The sequence below is a fragment of the Novosphingobium silvae genome (assembly GCF_009856825.1).
In the GTDB taxonomy this organism is placed as follows: Bacteria; Pseudomonadota; Alphaproteobacteria; order Sphingomonadales; family Sphingomonadaceae; genus Novosphingobium; species Novosphingobium silvae.
On record NZ_WVTD01000018.1, the window covers coordinates 1 to 20,724 of the forward strand.

General features: G+C 66.1%; 19 protein-coding genes and 1 tRNA gene. 9 read left to right on the forward strand and 11 right to left on the reverse strand.

Going from position 1 to position 20,724, the window contains the following annotated elements; genetic code table 11:
• The first annotated feature begins 108 nt into the window (after positions 1 to 108).
• Positions 109 to 185, forward strand: a tRNA-Met gene (locus GR702_RS17820).
• Between the two features lie 344 nt (positions 186 to 529).
• Here GR702_RS17820 and GR702_RS17825 read toward each other — a convergent pair.
• From GR702_RS17825 to GR702_RS17865, 8 genes are all read right to left on the reverse strand, one after another.
• Entirely contained in the window at positions 530 to 2,041 is a 1,512-nt protein-coding gene (locus GR702_RS17825; RefSeq protein WP_160987073.1) for a PAS domain S-box protein, read from the reverse strand.
• A gap of 86 nt (positions 2,042 to 2,127) precedes the next feature.
• Positions 2,128 to 2,400, reverse strand: a complete 273-nt coding sequence (locus GR702_RS17830) for a hypothetical protein (RefSeq protein ID WP_160987074.1) — start codon at positions 2,398 to 2,400, stop codon at positions 2,128 to 2,130.
• A gap of 24 nt (positions 2,401 to 2,424) precedes the next feature.
• Entirely contained in the window at positions 2,425 to 4,524 is a 2,100-nt protein-coding gene (locus GR702_RS22715; protein WP_337192641.1) for a bifunctional glycosyltransferase/UDP-glucuronate decarboxylase, read from the reverse strand.
• Positions 4,521 to 5,603 carry a CgeB family protein gene (locus tag GR702_RS17845; RefSeq protein WP_160987075.1) on the reverse strand — a complete coding sequence of 361 codons (1,083 nt, stop codon included), beginning with the start codon at positions 5,601 to 5,603 and terminating at the stop codon, positions 4,521 to 4,523. The genes GR702_RS22715 and GR702_RS17845 overlap by 4 nt, the downstream gene beginning before the upstream one ends.
• Positions 5,600 to 6,709, reverse strand: a complete 1,110-nt coding sequence (locus GR702_RS17850) for a CgeB family protein (RefSeq protein ID WP_160987076.1) — start codon at positions 6,707 to 6,709, stop codon at positions 5,600 to 5,602. Before GR702_RS17850 ends, GR702_RS17845 begins: the two co-directional genes overlap by 4 nt.
• Positions 6,706 to 7,824, reverse strand: coding sequence for a glycosyltransferase (locus tag GR702_RS17855; protein WP_160987077.1), 1,119 nt, complete (start codon positions 7,822 to 7,824; stop codon positions 6,706 to 6,708). The genes GR702_RS17850 and GR702_RS17855 overlap by 4 nt, the downstream gene beginning before the upstream one ends.
• Positions 7,821 to 8,912, reverse strand: coding sequence for an NAD-dependent epimerase/dehydratase family protein (locus GR702_RS17860; protein ID WP_160987078.1), 1,092 nt, complete (start codon positions 8,910 to 8,912; stop codon positions 7,821 to 7,823). The genes GR702_RS17855 and GR702_RS17860 overlap by 4 nt, the downstream gene beginning before the upstream one ends.
• Positions 8,909 to 10,024, reverse strand: coding sequence for an NAD-dependent epimerase/dehydratase family protein (locus GR702_RS17865; protein ID WP_160987079.1), 1,116 nt, complete (start codon positions 10,022 to 10,024; stop codon positions 8,909 to 8,911). Before GR702_RS17865 ends, GR702_RS17860 begins: the two co-directional genes overlap by 4 nt.
• 224 nt (positions 10,025 to 10,248) lie before the next feature.
• Here GR702_RS17865 and GR702_RS17870 point away from each other — a divergent pair, with 224 nt between their 5' ends.
• Positions 10,249 to 10,836, forward strand: a complete 588-nt coding sequence (locus tag GR702_RS17870) for a histidine phosphatase family protein (protein ID WP_160987080.1) — start codon at positions 10,249 to 10,251, stop codon at positions 10,834 to 10,836.
• On the opposite strand, the gene GR702_RS17875 is transcribed toward GR702_RS17870, so the two are convergent.
• Together GR702_RS17875 and GR702_RS17880 are read right to left on the reverse strand one after the other, a co-directional pair.
• Entirely contained in the window at positions 10,814 to 11,248 is a 435-nt protein-coding gene (locus GR702_RS17875; RefSeq protein WP_160987081.1) for a DUF6165 family protein, read from the reverse strand. The two genes, GR702_RS17870 and GR702_RS17875, sit on opposite strands and share 23 nt — an antisense overlap.
• A 4-nt stretch (positions 11,249 to 11,252) precedes the next feature.
• On the reverse strand, positions 11,253 to 12,140 hold the full coding sequence (locus GR702_RS17880; protein WP_237449790.1) for a glycosyltransferase family 9 protein: 888 nt from the start codon (positions 12,138 to 12,140) through the stop codon (positions 11,253 to 11,255).
• Between the two features lie 231 nt (positions 12,141 to 12,371).
• Here GR702_RS17880 and GR702_RS17885 point away from each other — a divergent pair, with 231 nt between their 5' ends.
• From GR702_RS17885 to GR702_RS17915, 7 genes are all read left to right on the forward strand, one after another.
• Positions 12,372 to 13,208, forward strand: coding sequence for a TIGR04290 family methyltransferase (locus GR702_RS17885; protein ID WP_160987082.1), 837 nt, complete (start codon positions 12,372 to 12,374; stop codon positions 13,206 to 13,208).
• Positions 13,205 to 14,218 (forward strand): glycosyl hydrolase, encoded by a 1,014-nt coding sequence (locus GR702_RS17890; protein WP_160987083.1) that lies wholly within the window; start codon positions 13,205 to 13,207, stop codon positions 14,216 to 14,218. The genes GR702_RS17885 and GR702_RS17890 overlap by 4 nt, the downstream gene beginning before the upstream one ends.
• Complete coding sequence (locus GR702_RS17895; RefSeq protein WP_160987084.1) at positions 14,218 to 15,327, forward strand: inositol-3-phosphate synthase; 1,110 nt, start codon at positions 14,218 to 14,220, stop codon at positions 15,325 to 15,327. The genes GR702_RS17890 and GR702_RS17895 overlap by 1 nt, the downstream gene beginning before the upstream one ends.
• 253 nt (positions 15,328 to 15,580) lie before the next feature.
• Positions 15,581 to 16,540 (forward strand): MDR/zinc-dependent alcohol dehydrogenase-like family protein, encoded by a 960-nt coding sequence (locus GR702_RS17900; RefSeq protein WP_202408357.1) that lies wholly within the window; start codon positions 15,581 to 15,583, stop codon positions 16,538 to 16,540.
• Positions 16,537 to 17,511 carry a Gfo/Idh/MocA family protein gene (locus tag GR702_RS17905; protein ID WP_160987085.1) on the forward strand — a complete coding sequence of 325 codons (975 nt, stop codon included), beginning with the start codon at positions 16,537 to 16,539 and terminating at the stop codon, positions 17,509 to 17,511. The genes GR702_RS17900 and GR702_RS17905 overlap by 4 nt, the downstream gene beginning before the upstream one ends.
• A gap of 6 nt (positions 17,512 to 17,517) precedes the next feature.
• Complete coding sequence (locus GR702_RS17910; protein WP_160987086.1) at positions 17,518 to 18,573, forward strand: polysaccharide pyruvyl transferase family protein; 1,056 nt, start codon at positions 17,518 to 17,520, stop codon at positions 18,571 to 18,573.
• A complete protein-coding gene (locus tag GR702_RS17915) occupies positions 18,566 to 19,930 on the forward strand; it encodes a Coenzyme F420 hydrogenase/dehydrogenase, beta subunit C-terminal domain (RefSeq protein WP_160987087.1) in 1,365 nt (454 codons plus the stop codon). The genes GR702_RS17910 and GR702_RS17915 overlap by 8 nt, the downstream gene beginning before the upstream one ends.
• A gap of 7 nt (positions 19,931 to 19,937) precedes the next feature.
• On the opposite strand, the gene GR702_RS17920 is transcribed toward GR702_RS17915, so the two are convergent.
• Positions 19,938 to 20,717 (reverse strand): SDR family NAD(P)-dependent oxidoreductase, encoded by a 780-nt coding sequence (locus GR702_RS17920; protein ID WP_160987088.1) that lies wholly within the window; start codon positions 20,715 to 20,717, stop codon positions 19,938 to 19,940.
• Positions 20,718 to 20,724 lie beyond the last annotated feature (7 nt).

Consider the following 20,724-nt stretch of genomic DNA (forward strand, 5'->3'; position numbering starts at 1 on the left):
CCCATCACAATGACAAACGCATCAGGGGGGCCAAAGCCCCCTTTTTGCATGCCTTGCAACGCCAAGGCCAACGCTTTGCAGGCTGACACACTCAGCCCAAAACGGTGACGCGGGGTGGAGCAGCCCGGTAGCTCGTCAGGCTCATAACCTGAAGGTCGCAGGTTCAAATCCTGCCCCCGCAACCAACACCAAAACAATACGCAGGCCGAGCAACGCTCAGGGCGGCTCCTCTGTGAATACCTTTCGCAGCTTACACGCAAAAATCAGCCACCCTGCAGCCCCTCTCAAATCCTTAGGATCGCACAATCCTAAACGTGCGACGCGCCGAACATATCGGAGACAAAGCCATCGACTAGCGCTCACTATAATGAGCGAGACGGCCGCTGACGTCCGACCCTTCTGCGCGCCATCGTAGCGTCTTAGACACGTCAGAGGGTCAACAGCCGCACAAGGGACGCTCCGAGAGCGTCAGCCAGCGGATGAGCCGGCCACCAGCAAGGCTTTCCTCCGACCACCAAACCAATGCTTATTACATTTCCTTCCACGTCGCTGTTCCGGCGGAAGCCACTGCGGGGACGGACAGGAGGCAGTATACGCCCCCCGCACGGAACTGGAGACTGGTTTTCATTCCCAACCGGTAAGGAAGAGCGTCCTCTATCAAGCCGCTGCCAAAGCCTCTTCGCGCCGGCGTGCAGTCGATGGCGGGAACGCCCTGCTCCGACCATGCAAGATCGAGCGAGAAACCCCCGCAATCGGCCGGATTGATGCTCCACTCGATCTGCAGTCGTGCGCCAGGGAAGCGCAGGGCACCGAACTTCAGGGCGTTGGTTGTGAGCTCGTGAATGGCAAGACCTATGGCCTCGGCGAGCCGTTCGCTCAATCCGACGGCGGGGCCGGCGATAGACACGTTTTCACAATCGGCCACGCCGACGCTCAGGAGTTCCTCGCGAACGAGGTCTTCCAGATCGGCCAGCCCGTCCGGGCTTAGGGCGGCGGAAATCTGGGTGCGGGCAAGATGGTCCAGTCGGCCGCGAAAGTGTTCCGCGATGCTGTCCATGTCGCCGCCGGCCTCCACGGTGCGGGAGAAGACTGCGCGAGTGACAGCGAGGATGTTGCGGGCGCGATACTGCAGCTCGATCAGGAGCCTTTGAAGGCGCCGCTCGCTGGCACGAAGGGCCTGCTGGGATCGCTTAAGCTCGTCGATGTCGTTGACGACGGTCACGGCTCCGGTGACGGAACCTTCCCCATCGCGGAGGGGAACGCATGCGACCGTGGTCCACCGCTCGCCGCCTTGCGCGTCGGTATGGATGAACTCCATTCCCGGCAGAGTGCTGAAGCCCTGCAGCGCCCTGATCCCCGGGTAGTCCGCGGTTGCAACGGGTGAGCCGTCCTGATCGACGGCTTTCCACCCGGGATTTCCGACCGGATCAACGGAGGGCAGGCGCCCCGAGACGAAGAGCCGCTGGGCCTCGGCGTTCGCAAGGATCAGCGTGCCTGCCGCGTCCGAAAGGGCTATGCCGACAGGCGCGGTTTCGAAGATGGCGGCCAGCTGCTGCGCTTTCTGCGCAAGTTGTGTCTGGGTCTGCTTCCGCTCGAGCACATCGCGAAAAAGCACCGCGAGTTGACGGTCGCCTGGGTCGCCAAAAGGCGTTGCGAACACTTCATACCACCGCCCGAGAGCATCGGCCCGATCTTCGAAGCGCTCCGCCGTCCCGGTGCGAAGGATGCGGCCGAAAGTGTCGAACCAATGCTGTTCGTGATCGGGCACGAGTTCACGAGCCGTCCGGCCCACGGGCTGGGAAATGCCGGTCTGTCGTTCGAAGGCCGCATTGGCCTGAAGGAAGCGGTAATCGAGGGGGGCGCCCGCGCCGTCCTCTATAATCTCGATTATGCACAGCGCATCGTCGATGGCATCGAACAGGGCGCGATAACGCGCCTCCGACCGCTCGGCAGCCGCAAGGCGGGCCCTCGCGTCGCCCAGATCGGCCTCTGCCAGCGTCAGCCGTGCGGTCAGGCGGGAGATCTCACCGTCGTCGGACATCGTTCAGCCGTTCGATTACCGATATCCGGACGGGGCGAGCCTCCCGCCCGGGAGACCCGAGGGGAGGCTTTGCGGAAGTTTTGCGATCAGCCGTCCTTGGAGACGAACTTGTTGAAGCGGCTCTGCTTGCTCTCGGCGGTCTCGTCCTGATGAAGGAACGCGAGGTCGTTCTCGTCGAAGATTTCGAAGAACCGCTCCCAGTCCACTTCCTCGAGTTCGTCGTCAGGCTCGGCGAAGTCCACGCGCAGCAGGCCGCCTTTTCCATCGTCGGTCGAGGCGACGATCGTCGGGCGCCCACCGCGCTCCTCGATCCACTTGCGGATTTCGTCGTGATCGGTGGTCTTGTTGGCTGAACTCATGATCTTCTCCTGCAACTGGCGATGTTACTCCGCCGCTACCGGCACAGTCACCGGATCCTGAACGTCGCCGCCGGCGATCTCCTCGGCGAACCAGGCGCATGTCCGCGCCAGGCCCACGGAGAGCGGCGTACGTGGCCGCCAGCCGAGCTGCGCTTCGGCGCGCGAGATGTCGGGCCGGCGGCGACGGGGATCGTCGGTGGGCAAGGGCAGGTGCGTCACCGTCACCGGGCGGTCGACGATCTGGAGAATCGCTTCGAGCAGTTCCGTCACGGTCAGTTCCTCGGGATTTCCGAGATTGACCGGCTCCGACCCGTCGAGGTCTCCCTCCATCAGGGCAATCAGGCCTTCGACCATGTCGGAGACGTAGCAGAAGCTGCGGGTCTGGCTGCCGTCGCCATAGATCGTGATGTCACGGCCCGAGAGCGCCTGGCATACGAGGTTCGATACCACCCGTCCGTCGTCCGGGTGCATGTGAGGGCCATAGGTGTTGAAGATGCGGGCGACGCGGACATCGGCGCGGCCCATGCGCGCGAAGTCGAAGGCCATCGCCTCGGCTGCGCGCTTGCCCTCGTCGTAGCAGGCCCGCGGGCCGGTGCAGTTGACCCATCCGCGATAGTTTTCAGGCTGCGGGTGCACTTCGGGATCGCCGTAGACCTCGCTGGTGGAGGTGAGCAGGAAGCGCGCGCCCGACGTCTCGGCGAGCCGCAGCAGGTGGTCGGTCCCCACCACGCAGGTCAGCATCGTGTGCTCTGGATCCGCTTGGTACTGCGGCGGCGATGCGGCGCAGGCGAGATTGTAGATCCGCTCGAACTGCCCGGCGCGAGACGTGATGTCCACCGGCAGCGCATTGACGATGTCGCCTTCCACGAACTCGAAGTTGGGGTGGTCCTCGAGCAGGCGCAGGTTCGTGGGCCGTGCGGTCTGAAGATTGTCCAAGCAGACCACGCGCTTGCCGCGGGCAAGAAGTTCCGCGCACAGGTGCGAACCGATGAAGCCCGCCCCGCCGGCTACTAGGGTGAGCGATTGGTCTTGAGCAAGCTTCATCGTCCTCTTCTCCATGTTCTTGTTGGCGCGGCGCGGCATGGCCTCGACCAGGTGAGCTTCCAGCTCTGCAGCGCGGTGTGCGGCGGTGTGGGCGGCAAGGACCCGCTGGCGTGCCGCATCGCCGACCTCGCGGGTGGAGCTCGCCAGAACGTCGAGGACCTGCTCCGGCGTATCGGCAAGCACGATCTCGCGTCCGGGCACGAACAGGCTGTCGATACCCTCCCAGCGGTCGGACAGGATCGGAGTGCCGCATGCCGCGGCTTCGAACAGGCGGACCGAGGGCGACCAACCTGCCGCGATCATGTCGTCCCGGGTGACGTTCAGGGTCATGCGCGAGGCGTTGTAGAACGCCGCGTGCTCGGCGGGGGGCAAGTGCTCGATCCGCTCGACGTTGGCAGGCCAGTCGATGTCGGCGGGGTACTGCGGCCCCGCCACCGCGAAACGCAGGTCGGGGCGGCGGCGCGCAGGCTCAAGCAGAAGCCGCTCCAACGTAGGCTGGCGATCGGGGCTGTAGGTGCCAAGGTAGGTCAGGTCCCAACGCACAGGCTCGTCAAGCGGACGGTAGGCCTCGGGATCGACGGAACAGTAGAGCGCGCGGGCTGCCGGAGAGCCATAGTCCGCCTCGATGCGCCGCAGCGTGGGCCCGCCCGTGAACGAGAGATAGGTGTCAAAACCGGGGATGACCTCGGGAGAGAGATATTCGTAATCGCCTCGCGCCAGCCGGGCCAGCGTAACGGGCGTATCGATATCGTAGAAGGCAGTCGCACCGGATGCATGTTCCTGCACGAACCGCGCGACTTCCACGCCCTCGGGGACGTACGAGCCCACGATGACCGCATCGGCCTGCGCGATCGCCTCGCGGTGGCGGGAAAGCTGGTCGAGGTCGCGGTAGTATTCGAGGCGGCAGAACTGCGGGTTCACGAGATCGCGATGGTCTCCCCCATACCACGGGACTTCGCGCTCCAGAAACAGCACATCGTGTCCACGCGCGGCGAAAGCGGCGAGGAGAGCGCGGTAAGTGGTGGCATGGCCGTTGCCCCACGAGGAACCGAGGCTAAGGCCGAGAACGACGAGCTTCATGCGGTTTCCCTTGCGCGGTGTTGCTGGAAGATGCGGTGCACCTGTTCGGCGCGCAGCGCATAAGTGTGCTCGGCCAGCACCCTCTTCAGGGCTGCGGCGCCGATCTCTTCCGCCCGTTCCTCGGAAAGGCCCGACAGGATATCGGCCACGTCCTGCCCGTCCCGCGCAACGAGGACTTCCTTGTCAGGCGTGAGGAACTGCTCGATGCCTTCCCAGGCGTCGGTGATAAGGCAGGCGGCGGCGCCGGCCGCCTCGAACACGCGGGTGGCGGGCGAGAAGCCGACCTGCGCCATCGAATCGCGGGCCACGTTCAGCACGGCGCGGGGGGTGGCGTTGAAGGCGTTGTGATCGCCGGTGCCGACGTGCCCGATCGCGCGCACGTTCTCGCTCATTCCCTTGTCGTCCCAGCCGTTGCCCCCCAACAGAAAGCGGTGCTGCGGGAGAGCGGCGGCAGGCCGCAGGAAGAACTCCTCAATACGGCTTTCACGGTCAGGCAGGCGGTTCGCAAGCAGCCCCAGGTCGGCGGAAAAGCGGGAATCGCGAGGAGCTGGGTGATGCGTTTCGGGGTCGAGCGCATTGTAGATCGGCTCGCAGCGCGCCGCGCCGAAATCGACATACGCGTCAACCACCGGCGGGCCGCCGCCATAGGTCAGAACCATGTCGAGCTGCGGCAGGGCCTTCAGCACCGGGTGCGAGGCATCCCCACGCATCTCGTCGAGAGTGGCGGCGGCATCCACGTCCCAGAAGATCCGCATGGCACCGGGCCGGCTCTGCTCGACGATGCCTTCGAGCAGTTCGCGATCGAACACGCCCACGCCGTTGGCCTTCACGACCACGTCGGCGTCGCCCGCCCGGGCGAGGACGCCCCGCAGGCCTTCTTCAGTGGCGGGATAGACGACCGAGCGTGCCCATTCCGGCGGCTCGATGTCGCGGTGCTGCTGGCGGTCGAAAGCGTCGGGCTCGTAGAAGGTGATGTCGTAGCCGTGCGCCGCCAGCGCCTTGAGGATGCCCCGGTAATAGGTGGCGGCGCCGTTCCAGTAGGACGACAGCAGGCTCGATCCGTAGAAGGCGATTTTCATGCGGCATCCTTGGCGGGGGTGGTCGTGAGCGCGGCGGCGATGGCGAGCAGTTCGTCGACGCGGTGCGCGCAGGTATGGCGCGAGAGGATGGTCTCCAGCCCGCTTGCGACAAGATCGGCTCGCAGGTCAGGATCGTCGCGCAGGGCGGTGAGATGGCGGGTCATCTCCTCGCCGCTGCGCGCGACGAGATAGTCTTCGCCCGGACGGAAGAGCCGTTCCGCATCGTCCCAGGGCGCGGAGACGAGGGGAATGCCGCAGGCCAGCGCCTCGAACACTCGGATGGTGGGAATGCCGGGCAGGATCGTCGCATAGTAGCGGCGCGGGACGTGCACGGTCGCAAGGTGGCGGGCGAAGATCCCGGGAGCGCCCGCATTGGGGGCCCACCCGTGATAGCGCACCCCGTAGCGTTCCAGCATCGCGCGCGCCTCGTCCGGATAGCGCACGCCGTAGACGTCGAGCGCAAGGGCAGCCTCGCGAGCAGGGCGGAAGAGGAATTCCTCAAGCTCGCCGGTCCGCTCGCCGTCGCCCCAGTTGCCGATCCAGACCAGCCCTTCGCGGACATCTTCCTCGCGCGGGGGATGGAACCGGCGCACGTCGGCCGCTTCGTGCCAGGTCCACACGCGGTCGGTCCAGCCCCAGCCCCGGTAGACTTCGCTCAGCGCCTCGCCGAAGGCCAGCACGCCGTCGTACCCGGACAGGTCGTATGCGCGCATTTCATGAGGGGCGCTCACCGCGCGGTGGTGGGTATCGTGGAACAGCAGGGTGAACGGGGCGCCGTGCGCGCGGATGCGGCCGACCTGCGCGACGAGTTCCGGCTCGTTCCACTCGTGGACGATGACCAGCTCCGCCCCCTCCAGCATGTCCTCGACGCTTGCGTCGGGGCCATAGGCAATCGAAGAAAGCTCAGGATAAGCCTTGCGATAGGCGTCGAGCCCTGCATCGCCGTGATCGGCCAGCAGGTTGCCGAGGCTCCAGGCGTTGGCCGGCTCGCGAACGGACACATCGTGCCCGCGCGCGATCAGTTCGCTCAGCACTCCGCGCAGGAAATGCGCATTGCCGTGGTTCCAGCAGGAAGCGAGCGAATGGGTGAAATAGACGATCTTCATGCGGCAACCCTTCCGCGGGAAGGCGCTTGTGACAGCGCCTCGTCATAGATGTGGAGCATCGCGTCGGCCATGGCCTGAGGACGGTAGCGAGCCGCGCGCGTGCGCGCCGCTTCGCCCAGAGCGATGCGGGACTGCGGCTGCGCAAGAAGGCCCGAGATCGCCTCAAGGCAGGCGTCGTCGTCACCTTCCGGAACGAAGAGCGCGGCGCCGTCCCAAAGCTCGCGGAACGTATCGATGTCCGATAGGACAAGCGCGCAGCCGGCCTGCGCGGCTTCCAGCACTGCCAGGCCGAACGGTTCGAACGAGGCGGCGGATACGAACACCGGCCGTTCCTGCAATCGAGCGCCGAGCGCTGCTGCGTCAAGCTGTCCAAGCAGATTGAGGTGACCGACCTGAATGGTCTCCCCATGCGGACCCACCGCAGCGCCTGCAGCATCGAATGGAGCGGCCAGCCGCGCCGCGACCCTGTCCAGCAGGTCCATCCGCTTCACTGCATCCCACAGACGTCCGACCGTCAGCGCCCGAGCCGTGGGTTCTCCGCCGGCGGCCTCGGAAATCGGATGGCGGCCGTTGTGGACGACCCGGGGCTCTTGCACGAGGCCATAGTGCTCCGCGACGTGCCGCGCGTAGGACGCGCTCGGCGCGACCACGCGGTCGGCGCTGCGAAGGCCACGCCCCATGACTTCGCGGTGCCAGTGGAAGTCGGGCGCAAGGGGTTCGTCTTTCTTCGCCCGTTCCCACCAGGTCGAAACGCAGCCGTGGGTCACCGCGATCACGGGCGTGGAGCCGGCCCAGTCGGCGGCCAGCGCGGGGGTGTTGAGGTGGATGATATCGGCCTCCACCTCGGCGGCGAGGTCGGCGATCCGCCGTCCGGCATCGAGGACGGGATCCGGGCCAGCGCATAGCCAGTCGAGCGGAAGGCCGGAATCGATCACCGTGGTGCGGGGAATGCGGCGCGCTTCCTGCGCCTGCACCGGATCGGGAGCAGGGCCCAGTACTACCAGTACGGGCTCTGCCCCGCGAGCTACGAGCCCGCGGGCGAGATCGAGACCATACTGCCACACGCCGCCCACTGCATCGAGCGTGATCAGGACGCGGAGCCTCCCTGCCTTCACAGGGCGGCCACTCCTTCCGTCACGGCGATGGCAGGCGCTTGCGTTACTTGCGTGTCGAGCCCGCGCTCGGCTGCAAGCCAGCGGGCAAGGCGCTGAACGCCCTCACGCCAGGGGAGGGCGGCAGAAAGGCCCAGGGCCTCGGTTGCCGCGCGCGTGTCGGCCACGAAGTAGCGCTGGTCGCCCGCACGCCAGTCGTCGTGCCGCACATCGAGGCCCCTGCCCACGAGTGTGCCCACATAGTCGAGCAGGATGCGCAGGCTCACCGCATTGGCAGGACCGCCGCCAAGGTTGAAGGCACGCCCGGAAACCTCGGAGATGCGCTTCCACGCGGCGAGGTAGGCATCGACCGCGTCGCCCACTTCCAGGATGTCGCGCACCTGGTGGCCGTCGCCGTAAAGGACGATCGGTTCACCCTCGAGCGCGCGGATGAGGAAGTGCGCGACCCATCCCTGGTCCTCGGTGCCCATCTGCCGCTCGCCGTAGATGCAGCTCATCCGCAGGACCGCGGAAGGGATTCCGTAGCTGCGGGCGTAATCGAGCACGTACTGGTCCGCCGCGCCTTTGGAGCAACCATAGGGCGTGTGGAAATCCAGCGGGCGGTCCTCACCGATCCCGTTGCCGCGCACCCCGGGATCGGTTGGCATGTAGCCGCCATCGATCTTTCCAAGGGAGATGTCGGCCAGATCGCCATAGACCTTGTTGGTCGATGCGAAGATCACCGGGATGCGGTCACCCCGGGCGGCTTCGAGTATGTTGAAAGTGCCGCCCAGGTTGATGTCGAAGTCTTCGCGCGGGTTCGTGAGGCTGGTGGTCACGGCGACTTGCGCTGCCAGGTGGAAGACGACCTGCGACTTCGCTACGGCATCGGCCACGAGCGCGCCGTCCCGCACATCGCCGATCAGGGGCTGGATGCGCTCGCCATGCCGTTCGCGAAGCCACGCGAGATTGCGTTCGACGCCCGGCCGCGAAAGCGCGTCGAGCACGATTACATCGTGACCCGCGCCGGCCAGCCGGTCGGCAAGGTTGGACCCGATGAAGCCTGCGCCGCCAGTGACGAGGATCGGGCGATCGCTGCGCCCGCCGCTCATGCCACAAGCCCCCGGGCTTCGAGCTCGGCCCGCGCCTGGCTCACGCGGTCCTCCGCGGTCTGGAGCTGCACCCAGTCGGCCAGTTCGGCCAAGCCCTGCTCGAAGTCCTGCGTGGCGCGGAAGCCGAGCTGTTCAGCCGCAAGCGTGGTGTCGCAGAAGCAATGGCGGATATCACCGATGCGCGCCTTGCCGACGATCTCGGGCTCTACGGCGTTGCGTCCCATCGCGCGTGCCAGCGCCTGCGCGACCTCGGTCACCGAACGGTCTTCGCCCGAACCGATGTTGAAGGTCTTGCCGGAAGCCGCAGGCAGCACCAGAGCGTCGGCAAAAGCGCGGGCCACGTCGCTGACGTGCACGAAGTCGCGGCGCTGTTCGCCGTCTTCGAAGATCATCGGCTGCTGACCGTTCAGCAGGCGCGAGGCGAAGATCGCCAGGACGCCGGTGTAGGGGTTGGACAGGGCCTGCCCCGGGCCATAGACGTTGAACAGGCGCAGGCACACGCTTTCAATGCCGTAAGGCGCACCCATGATGTGCGTCGTGCGCTCCTGCACGTACTTGTTGAGGGCATAGATGGAGGCGAGGCTGGGACGCTTCCACTCGGGCGTCGCAACCGGCGACAGAGGGCGGCCCTGCTCGTCGAGCGGGTCCCAGATCTTCTGGCCGTCGCGAACGGTTCCGCGCTCCGCATTCTCGACGAACTCGCCGTCTTCGTTGCGGTAGAGGCCTTCGCCGTAGATGCTCATCGAGGATGCCGTGACGACCCGGCGCACCGGCTTGTCGATCAGGCGCTCGAACAGGACCGCAGTGCCGACGTCGTTGGTCGAGGTGTAGCGCTCGACCTCGTACATGGACTGGCCAACGCCCACTTCCGCGGCGAGATGGACGACGCTGTCCACGCCGTCGAGCGCGCGCGATACCGCATCGCCGTCGCGCACGTCGGCAACGATCAGCTCTGCTTCCGCATCGAGGCTTTCAGGCCGTGTGCCGCCGCCGTGGACCTGTTCCAGCAGGCAGTCGAGCACCCGCACCTTGTTCCCGCGCCGCAGGAGTTCCGCCGTGACCTGTCGGCCGATGAAGCCGGCGCCGCCGGTGATGAGTACGGTTTCCGCCATGAGAAGTCCCCCCGCGTAGGTGTGTCCGACGATGACCCGGGCCACCGAAGCCGTGAACTTCGGGCTGGGATCACCGGAAGCATCAACATCATCTTCTTCAACAGGTTCCTTGTTCCAGCTAAAACTAATCCAGTTTAATCATCTACGTTTCGCGGCGAAGTTCGCGCCGCTTCATCCGGCTAGACTGTTTGTGTTTTGAAGAAGGCGCAGGTACCTGATCGCGCATGACTTTCATCCATCTTGCCCGCCACGCGACCCACGACGAAGTCGGCCATATTCTGAGCGGCCGCTCCGACATTGCCCTCAACCCGAAAGGGGAGGCCGAGGCGCTGGCGCTGGCTGCCGAGATGAGCGCCGTGCCCTTGGACAGGATCTATACCAGTCCCCGGCGCCGGGCGACGCAGACCGCAGGTGCGGTCGGCACGATGCGCGGCATCGATCCACTCGTCGCTCCCGCGCTGGACGAGATCGACTTCGGCACATTCACCGGGCGCAGCTTCGCCGCGCTGGAAGACGATCGCGACTGGCAGGCCTGGAACCGGGAGCGGGCGACCGCGCGCTGTCCGGGCGGGGAGACCATGGAGGAGGCTATCGCCCGCGCCGCAGACTTCATCTTCGGTCTTGCCCAGGCGGACGCGCCCGTCCTTTGTGTCACGCATTGCGACATCATTCGCGGACTGGTCGCTCACATGCTCGCCATGCCGATGGACCGCATGTTCATGCTCGGTTGCGACCCGGCCTCGGTGACCACGCTGGCGATCGACCATGGCGATGTGCGCCTGGTGACGCTCAACCGATGCGCTCGGAGATGATAGTCTGCGGACGCGGCGCCGGGGAAGTGGCGGCGTAGCTCTTTTCCTCGACCAGTTCCGATTCAAGCAGCAGGTTGATCTGCCGCTTGATGGCCGCGCGGCTGTCGTTCGTCTGGTAGACCGATCGAGCCAGCGCCACGAACCCGGGTCCGAAGCGCGCCTGATCCTCGCGCTGGCGCAGGGCATCCTCGACGTCCCACAAGGTCCGGTTGATCCGCCGCAGCTGCTCGAACAGCGGGGCTATGCCCTCGCGCGGCAATACCTCGCGGGCAGTGGCGCCCAGCAGGGCGTGCTCGCGCTCCACGTTCAGGAGACCGGGCCCGGCGGGAAGGCGTTCGCGCTTGATCTCGAGGATGGAAACCTTGTCGAGCAGTTCTCCCCAGGAAACCGGGACGGAAGGAACGGAAGGCATGGCGTCATCCTTTCTTCATGAGAGTGCGTGTTTCGAGATCGGCGAGAATGCTGCCGACGACGGCAGGCCAGTCTCCCGGCGTGGGCTGTGCATAGAGCCTCATCGACGAATACCAGGGGCTGGTCGTCTGGCCCGGTGACCAGCGCCAGTCTGGCTCGGCCTTGAGCATCAGGAACGTGGGGACGCCCAGTGCTCCGGCGAGATGAGCAGCCATCGTATCCACGGTGATCACCAGCGATGCGCCCGCGATGATTGCGGCCGTGGCCTCCATGTCCATGGGGCAGCCGCCGGGGTTCAGCACCGGCAGATCCGTGGGACCGGGCACCAGCGTGACGCAGGGCGCCAGCGAGCATAGGGGCTCAAGAAGGCGGGGCGGCAGCGAGCGCTCCCGGTCCCAGTCACCCCCCGCATGGCACAGGGCAATAGTTCCTTCAGGCAGGATGGCCTTGCTGGTCGACAGGTAAGGAGCGGGCGCCGCTGACGGGGCCATCCGCAGCGCGAGCGGCAGCTCGGTGATCTCCAGGTCGCATTCCGCAGGTGGAAGCGGCGCCGCAGGATCGAAGGGCATAACGCATGTGAGGCCTTCCAGCTTATCCATCAGCGGGATGAGCGAGGGCTGCACCTCGAGCGTCACCGTCGCGGCTCTAGTCGCAAGTTGCGGCAGGAAGCGCACGAACTGGATGGTGTCGCCAAGGCCATGGTAGCAGCGCACAAGGACATGCCGCCCATCGAAGCTGCGCCCGTCCCACACCCAGCGCTCGTGGTATGGACGGGAAGGATCGTCCCTGGTTGCAGGATCGCGGGAGCGCAGCGTGGCGTCCGACAGGCGCCAGGCCTCCTCGTAGCGACCCGCTCGCATGGCTTGTATCCACAGCTGCGACGTGTCAGTCATGGGGGATACAATGCGCCGCGTGGGCAGAGGTATCCCGGGGAATGGCTTGGCAGCTACAATCCAAACCTGGGTTCAGGAAATAGCTTAACCTGAATTAGAATGGAGCAATCTTTGTAGATGCTGGGGAACAAGGCTGGAGATCCCTCGTTGGCCCGATCGTAACCAGCATCTTTCCTGTGCGTGACATTTCCCTGCTTGCAGGCGTCGGGCACGGCCCCTTGGAGGATTTCGTTGCGCCGCGTATCCGCTTCCGTTCATGCCGATGTACCCCGAGACCAGGACCGCAGTGCCGCACTGCGCAAGGGCATCGAGGAACTGGGCCCCTGGTTCCACAACATCGACCTGCATGACGGCATCACCACGGCGCCGGACCATTTCCTAGGCGATTACCCCCGGTTCAAGTTCGCGACCTTCGAGCATGTCCTGCCCGCGGACTTGTCGGGCAAGTCGGTGCTGGACATCGGCTGCAACGCCGGGTTCTACTCCGTCGAGATGAAGCGACGCGGTGCGGAGCGGGTCGTCGGTATCGATAGCGATGAGCGCTATCTCGCGCAGGCACGTTTCGCCTGTGCCGAACTGGGGTTCGAAGGCATCGAATTCCGCAACATGTCGGTCTACGACGTGGCCGCGCTGGGCGAGAAGTTCGACTTCGTGGTGTTCATGGGCGTGCTGTATCACCTGCGCCACCCGCTGCTCGCGCTCGATCTGATCCGCGAACACGTGGCCGGTGACATGATGCTGTTCCAGACCCTGCAGCAGGGATCGAACGACGTGCTTGCCGTTCCGGAGAACCACCCCTTCTTCATGCCGGGGACGACCACGCCGCCCGCCTATTTCGATGATCCGGGCTATCCCAAGATGCATTTCATCGAGCGCGAGTTCGCGAACGACTGGACCAACTGGTGGGCTCCTAACGCCGCTTGCAGCCAGGCCATGCTACGTGCGGCAGGCTTCACCATCGAAGCGCATCCGCAGGCCGACGTCTATCTGTGCCGCACGGCCCCCGTTCCCTATTCTGGGTACGGTCCGGCGGCTGTCTATCCGGCAAGAGGGGGGGAAGTGCGATGATCGAAGCGGCGATGCTCTGGAACGAGCCGAACAACAAATCGCACTGGGACCCCGCCATCGATCCCGAGTGGTCGATGTTCGCGGATCACGTAATCCGTGCCGGGCAGGCGATCCACGAAGTCAACCCGCAGATGACGCGCGTGCTCGGCGGGATGTCGCCGATCGATCCGCACTGGCTTCGCCGGATGGAGGCACACGGGGCGCTCGATGCGGTCGACGTGGTGGCCGTGCACGGTTTTCCGCTGGACTGGAACCTGTGGCCGCTTTCCGCCTGGCCGGACAAGATCGCGGAGATCCGTTCCGTGACGGACAAGCCGGTCTGGGTTACCGAAGTGGGCGTCAGTTCCTTCGGGGCCGAGGAAGTGCAGGTCTTCGGGCTCCAGCGCACGGTCGAGCTTCTGAAGCCCATCGCGCCGCGCGTCTTCTGGTATTCGCTGTTCGATCTGCCGACGAGCTGGGGCGCTGAAACGCGTCACCGCGAGGCGGAGGGCTCGTCGTACTACCGGCATTTCTACCTTGGCCTCATCCGCGAGGACGGTACCCCCAAGCCCGCGCTCGATGTCTATGCCAAGCATGCGCAGGACATCGGCCTCATGCAGTGGTTCCACTTCGAGGATCCGCGCCTTGGCGAAGCGGTGGCCTGGATGAAGCGGCTGGGCACCCGCCGCATTCGCACCGGGCTTTCCTGGGCGGACAGCTTCCGTCCCAACGCGGTCGACTGGTTCGATCGCCAGATGGAGGCGCTGGCCGATTTCGACGTCACCGTCACGTTCTGCTTCACCCCGCAGCATCTCGGCATCGAGCCGCACCACACGAGCCCGGCGCGTGACCCTCAGGCATTCGCGGACTTCTGCGCCTGGATGATCGACCGCTATGCGCCTGCCGCCACCGGTGGCCAGGGGATCGCTCCGCCCCAGGCGCCTGCCGGCCTCGACCTGCGCGCGCCCGAGCTTTCCGCATTGAATTTCGACCGCGACGAGCGGCTCGGCACTGAACGGAGCATGGTCTGATGCTTTCCCCCGACCGCCACTGTATCAACGTCGCTCTGGTAGGCGTCGGCAATTGCGCGAGTTCGCTGGTGCAGGGCGTGGAACATTACCGCGCAGGCTCGAACGAGATGGTCGGCCTCTCGCACGCGGAAATCGGCGGCTATGGGCCGAGCGACATCCGGTTCGTGGCGGCCTGGGATATCGACGAGCGCAAGGTCGGGCACGACCTGTCGAGCGCGGTCTTTGCCAAGCCCAACTGCACGACGGTATTCTGTGAAACGATCGAGCCGACCGGCGCGATGGTTCGCATGGGCCGCGTGCTCGATGGCGTGGCCGATCACATGATGGACTATCCGGACGAGCGCACGTTCCGGAAGGCGGCGGCAGCCGAGCCCAGCCAGGCCGATGTCGTGGCCGTGCTGCGCGAAACGCAGGCCGATGTGCTGGTGAACTACCTGCCGGTGGGCTCGCAGCAGGCTACCGAGTTCTACGCCAAGTGCGCGCTGGAGGCAGGCGTCGCCTTCGTCAACGCCATCCCCGTCTTCATCGCCAGCAATCCCGAATGGGCAGCGCGGTTCGCCGCCGCAGGCGTCCCGATCATCGGCGACGACATCAAGGCCCAGCTCGGCGCCACCATCGTTCACCGCGTGTTGACCGACCTGTTCCGCAAGCGTGGCGTTAAGCTGGAGCGCACGTACCAGCTGAACACCGGGGGCAACACCGACTTCCTCAACATGCTGAACCGCACCCGGCTCGCGTCCAAGAAGGAATCGAAGACCGAGGCAGTGCAGTCCGTCGCGCAGGCGCGGCTGGAGGACGAGAACATCCATGTCGGCCCCAGCGACTACGTCGCATGGCAGAACGACAACAAGGTCTGCTTCCTGCGCATGGAGGGGCAACTCTTCGGCGGCGTGCCGATGAACCTGGAACTGCGGCTTTCGGTGGAGGACAGCCCCAACAGCGCCGGCGTTGCCATCGACATGATCCGCTGCGCCAAGCTGGCGCGGATGCGCGGGCTTGCCGGTCCCATTCATCCGGCCTCGACATGGTTCTGCAAGCATCCTCCGGTTCAGGTGCCGGACGACCAGGCCTGCGCCGAGTTCGACGCCTTCATCGAGGAGCAGGCGTGATCGCCGCTGCGGCGGGCCATCCAGTCGCCAGCGTGACCGCTCTCCTCCCGCATGCTGACGAATGCGCAGCGATGCGGCTCGGCCGGTGAGCGTGATCGCCACTCGCGTACGGGAGAAGCCGGGTGCCCGGCCGCTCCGATCCTGCTCTCCCGGCTGGTCATGCCGCTGCGGCGCGAGACGCACTGCGCTGGTCACCGGGTGATCATCAACATTTTCAACGTTTGAGGGTTCAATGGTTTCGCAGGACGAACAGATGATGCGCGCGGCCGTGCTCGAAGGTCCGGGTGCGATCCGGATCGCGGCGACGGCTCGGCCGGAACCCGGGCCGGGCGAGATCCGCATCCGCGTCGAGGGCTGCGGGGTCTGCGCTTCCAATCTGGAGCCGTGGGCAGGCCAGGAATGGATGACCTATCCCGGCGAACCCGGCGGGCTTGGCCACGAGGCATGGGGCTTCGTGGATGCACTGGGTGAGGGTGTGACGAACTTCGCCGTGGGCGAGCGCGTGGCCGCCCTCTCGTACCGGGCCTTCGCGCAGTACGATATCGCCGCCGCCGACATGACCATCCGCCTGCCCGAGGAACTGGCAGGGCAGCCGTTCCCCGGCGAGCCGCTCGGCTGCGCCTTCAACATCTTCCGCCGCAGCGACATTCGCGCGGGGCAGACGGTGGCGATCGTCGGCATCGGCTTTCTCGGCGCGGTACTGACCCGGCTCGCCACCGCGGCAGGGGCGCGAGTCATCGCCATTTCACGGCGGCAGGAATCGCTGGAACTTGCTCGGCGCTACGGCGCGGCCGAGACCATCGCGATGCACGACCACTGGGAGATCATCGAGAAGGTGAAGTCGCTTACCGGCGACAACTTCTGCGAACGCGTCATCGAATGCGTGGGCAAGCAGTGGCCGTTGGATCTCGCGGGCGAACTCGTCGGCTTCGGGGGGCGGCTGGTGGTTGCCGGGTACCATCAGGACGGTCCCCGCCAGGTTTCCATGCAGATGTGGAACTGGAAAGGCATCGACGTGATCAACGCGCATGAACGCGATCCGGCGGTGCAGATGCAGGGCCTGCGCGAAGCGGTCGAGGCCGTCGCCGGTGGGCGGCTGGACCCCGCCCCCCTCTATACGCATCGCTACACGCTCGATGACCTTGGCAAGGCGCTGGACGACACGCGCGACAAGCCGGGAGCTTTCGTCAAGGCGCTGGTGACGTTCTCATGAAGCCTCGCCTCGGATTTCTTGGAACCGGCTGGATCGGCCGCCACCGGATGGAAGCGATGCTGGCGACCGGCGCGGTGGAAGCGGGTGCGATCTGCGATCCCGAGCCCGCCTGCGCGGATGAGGCGGCAGCCCTTGCGCCCGGCGCGGTGCGCGTGGACACGCTCGAGCAGATGCTGGAGCAGGACGTGGACGGCGTCGTGATCGCAACGCCAAGCGCTCTCCACGCCGAGCAGGCGATCGCCGCGCTCAAGGCCGGGAAGGCGGTGTTTTGCCAGAAGCCGCTGGGTCGCAGCGCCGTGGAAGCGCAGGCGGTGATCGATGCGGCAAGGGACGCCGACAGGCTGCTGGGCGTGGACCTTTCCTATCGCCACACGCAGGCCATGCGCCAGATCGCCGACCTCGTCCGTTCGGGCGAACTGGGCGACGTCTTCGCGATCGACCTGACGTTCCACAATGCATACGGGCCCGACAAGCCGTGGTTCTACGACCCGGACCAGTCCGGTGGCGGCTGCGTCGTGGATCTTGGCGTGCATCTGGTCGATCTTGCGCTTTGGGTGCTGGATTTTCCGCAGACCGGGGCCGTCGATGCGCGGCTTACCTGTGAGGGTCGTCCGCTAAACGCCGGGCAGGTCGAGGATTACGCCACGGCCCAGTTCCGCGCGGGCGACGCCGAGGTTCGGCTCGCCTGTTCGTGGCGGCTGAATGCGGGGCGCGACGCGGTGATCGAAGCGGCGTTCTATGGCACGCGCGGCGGCGCTGCCCTGCGCAACGTGGGCGGCTCCTTCTACGACTTCACCGCGGAGCGCTTTCAGGGCACCGCCACGACTTCCCTTGCCGAGCCGCCCGACGAATGGGGTGCGCGTTCGGCCGCAGCCTGGGCGGAGCAGTGCGCGGCCTCGCTTCGCTTCGATGCCGCCGCCCAGAACTACGTCCGCAGCGCCGAGGTGCTGGACCGCATCTACGGGCGGTGATGCGATATGAAGGTCGGCGTCCTCACCTTTCACCGCTGCATCAACTACGCGTCCTATTGGCAGGCGCGCTGCCTGGTGGAGGGTCTGCGGGCGATGGGGCACGATGCCGAACTGCTCGATCATGATGCGCCCGAAGTGCGCAGTGCAGAATGGCGCTGCGCCTTCAGCCCGCGCCTGCCCGAGCGGACCGAACGGGCGGACATCCGCCGGTACGGGATCAAGGCGCGCAAGTTCCTGTCCGCCTTTGACAGGCTCGAGCAGTCGCGCAGGTTCCCCCTCGACCGTCCCGAAGAAACGGCCGAGTACGACGCTGTCGTCGTCGGCAGCGACGAGGTCTGGAACTTCCGTCACCCATGGTACGGCTTCAAGCCGATCTTTTTCGGGGAGCGGCTGCGCACCGGTCGGCTCGTGTCCTATGCGGCGAGCTTTGGAAACCACGATGCGTCATCGGGCCTCGATGCGGATTGGGCGCGCAAGCTGGAGCGCTTCGCCTTCATTTCTGTGCGGGACGAAAACAGCCGCGAGATCGTGCGGCGCGCGCTGGGCCGGGACCCCGCGCTCGTGCTCGACCCTTGCCTGCAGTTCCCCCCCGCAGCGACCGCCCCGGCGGAGGAAGAGGCGCCTTACCTTGCGGTCTACGGACATGGCTTTCCCGAATGGTTCGTCCGCCACGTGAAGGCGTGGGCCCGCGCCACGGGGCGGCGGCTGCTGAGCATCGGCTACCGCAACGATTGGGCCGATGAGCAGCGCATCGAGGCCGGCCCCGATGAGTTCTCGTCCCTCATCGCAGGAGCCGATGCGGTGGCGACGAACTTCTTCCACGGCTGCGTATTTGCGCTGCATCATCGCAAGCCCTTCGCCTGCACCCCGTCGGCCTATCGCTTCAACAAGGTCCGCGATCTCGTGCAGAGCGTCGGCGCCTCAGCCCATATGGTCGATGAGGCGACCCCGGCGCAAAGCTACGAGGCGCTGCTCGGCCTTCCGCTCGACCAGGGTGTGGAGTTCCGTATCGCCGCCCTGCGTGCGCAATCCTCGCGCTATCTGGAAACGGCGCTTGGCTGAGGCCACTCTCGCACCCGCAGACGTGGTCGAGGCCGGGCTTTGCATCGGCTGTGGCGGCTGCGCACCGCGCGCGGCGATGAAGTGGGACAAACACGGGCAGCTCAAGCCCAGTGGCGATTTCACGGCAAAGCCCACGCCTGCCTTCACCGCGATGTGTCCGTTCTCGCCGGGCGCCCGGAACGAAGACGAAATCGCCGCCGCGCGGTTTCCCTCGGCGGCGGTACGCGACGAGCGGATCGGGCGTTACGAAGAGGCCTACGTCGGCCATGTCTCGGAAGGCGCATACCGGTCGGAAGGAAGTTCGGGCGGGATGGCGAACTGGGTAGCGGCGTCGCTGCTGGAGAGCGGCCTCGTCGATGGCGTCGCCCATGTCATACCGGTCGACCCGGCGCAGGAAGGGCGCTTCTTCCGCTACCGCCTGTCGCGCAGCGTCCCGGAACTGCGGGAAGGTGCGCATTCCCGCTACTACCCGGTCGAGATCTCGTCGGTGCTCGATGCGATCCGCACCACGCCGGGACGGTACGCGGTGGTGGGTGTGCCCTGTTTCATCAAGGCGATCCATCTTTTGCGCGCGCAGGAGCCGATCCTTGCCGAGCGCATCGCCTTCACGCTCGGCCTGTTCTGCGGGCACATGAAGAGCGCGCGGCTCGTCGAAAGCTTTGCCTGGCAGCTGGACGCTCCGATGCCCGAGGTCCGCGCGGTGGAGTATCGCCGCAAGGATCCCTCCCGCCCGGCGAACTGGTATACCGCGCAGCTCACACTCGCCGATGGGTCCATGCGATGGCAGGACTGGTGGCACCTTGCCGACGGCGACTGGGGCGCCGGGTTCTTCCGCAACTCGGCCTGCGACTACTGCGACGATGTCGTCGCGGAGACGGCTGACGTCGCATTCGGCGATGCCTGGGTCGAGCCATACTCGTCGGACGGACGCGGGACGAACGTGGTGATCGTGAGGCATCCGGCCCTGCATGCGATGATCCAGTCGGCGCGGGAAGAAGGGCGCCTGGCGCTGGACACCGTCGATGCCGACTTCATCGCCGGCACCCAGGCGGCAGGCTTGCGGCATCGCCGGGAGGGACTTGCATACCGGTTGCGGATCGCGCCTCCGCGCCTTCCTCTGCGCAAGCGCGTTTCGCCGGGTGGGCACGACCTGCCCTGGCGGCGCAAGCTGGTCTACCGGGGGAGGCGATGGATCGGTTCCGGCAGCCACCACATCTTCGCCGCTGCTCGCAGCACGGGTTGGCACCGCCTGTATACGGTGTGGGCCGGCCTTGCGCTAAGGGCCTATCAGGCGGTCACGTATCTGCGCGGCCCGCTGGGAGCTGTCCTTGGACGGTTGAGCAAGGACAGCTCCTGAGGAGCGATCAGTTGGCCGAGCCGGGCTCGGCCATCTTGCGGTGCATCTCAGCCAGGATCGGCGTCGGCGTGATGTGGCTGGCTGCGGCCTGCAGCTTGTTCATCCAACCGGAAACCACATGGGACTTGCCCGCATGGAGCGCGTCCCAGCCATCCTTCGCGACCTTGGCGGGATCGTCCTTTTCCTTCGTACCGACGTCGGTATCGAGCATTCCGCCACGGGCGAAGAACTCCGTTTCGGTGGGGCCGGGCATCAAGGTGGTGAGCGTCACGCCCTTGCGGTCCTTCAGTTCACCGCGCAGACCGTCGGTGAAGTTGTCGATGAAGGCTTTGGTGGCGTTGTAGACGGCCTGGTACGTGCCCGGCATCAGGCCTGCGATCGACCCGGTGACAAGCACCTTGCCCGCATCGCGCGCGGCCATTTCCTTGAGGACGCGCTGCAGAAGGTACACGGTGCCGGTGACATTGGTGTCGATCACCCGCCTCCAGTCCGCCACGTCCTGCTCCAGGAAACCATGGCCCAGACCTCGCCCGGCGTTGGCGCAAAGGACGTCGATCGTCCTGCCGCCTGTGGCTTCGAGCAGATGGTCGACACCCTCGATCGTGGACAGGTCGCACTCGATGCTGCGCACTTCGGTACCGTGGCTGCGCAGGTCGCGTGCCGAAGCATCGATCAGGGCCTCGTCGGCCACGATCAGGAGATCGTGGCCTTCCTGCGCGGCAAGATGGGCGAGTTCGAAGCCGATGCCTGTCGAGGCACCAGTCACGACGGTGAATTTGCGTTCCATCGCGGCT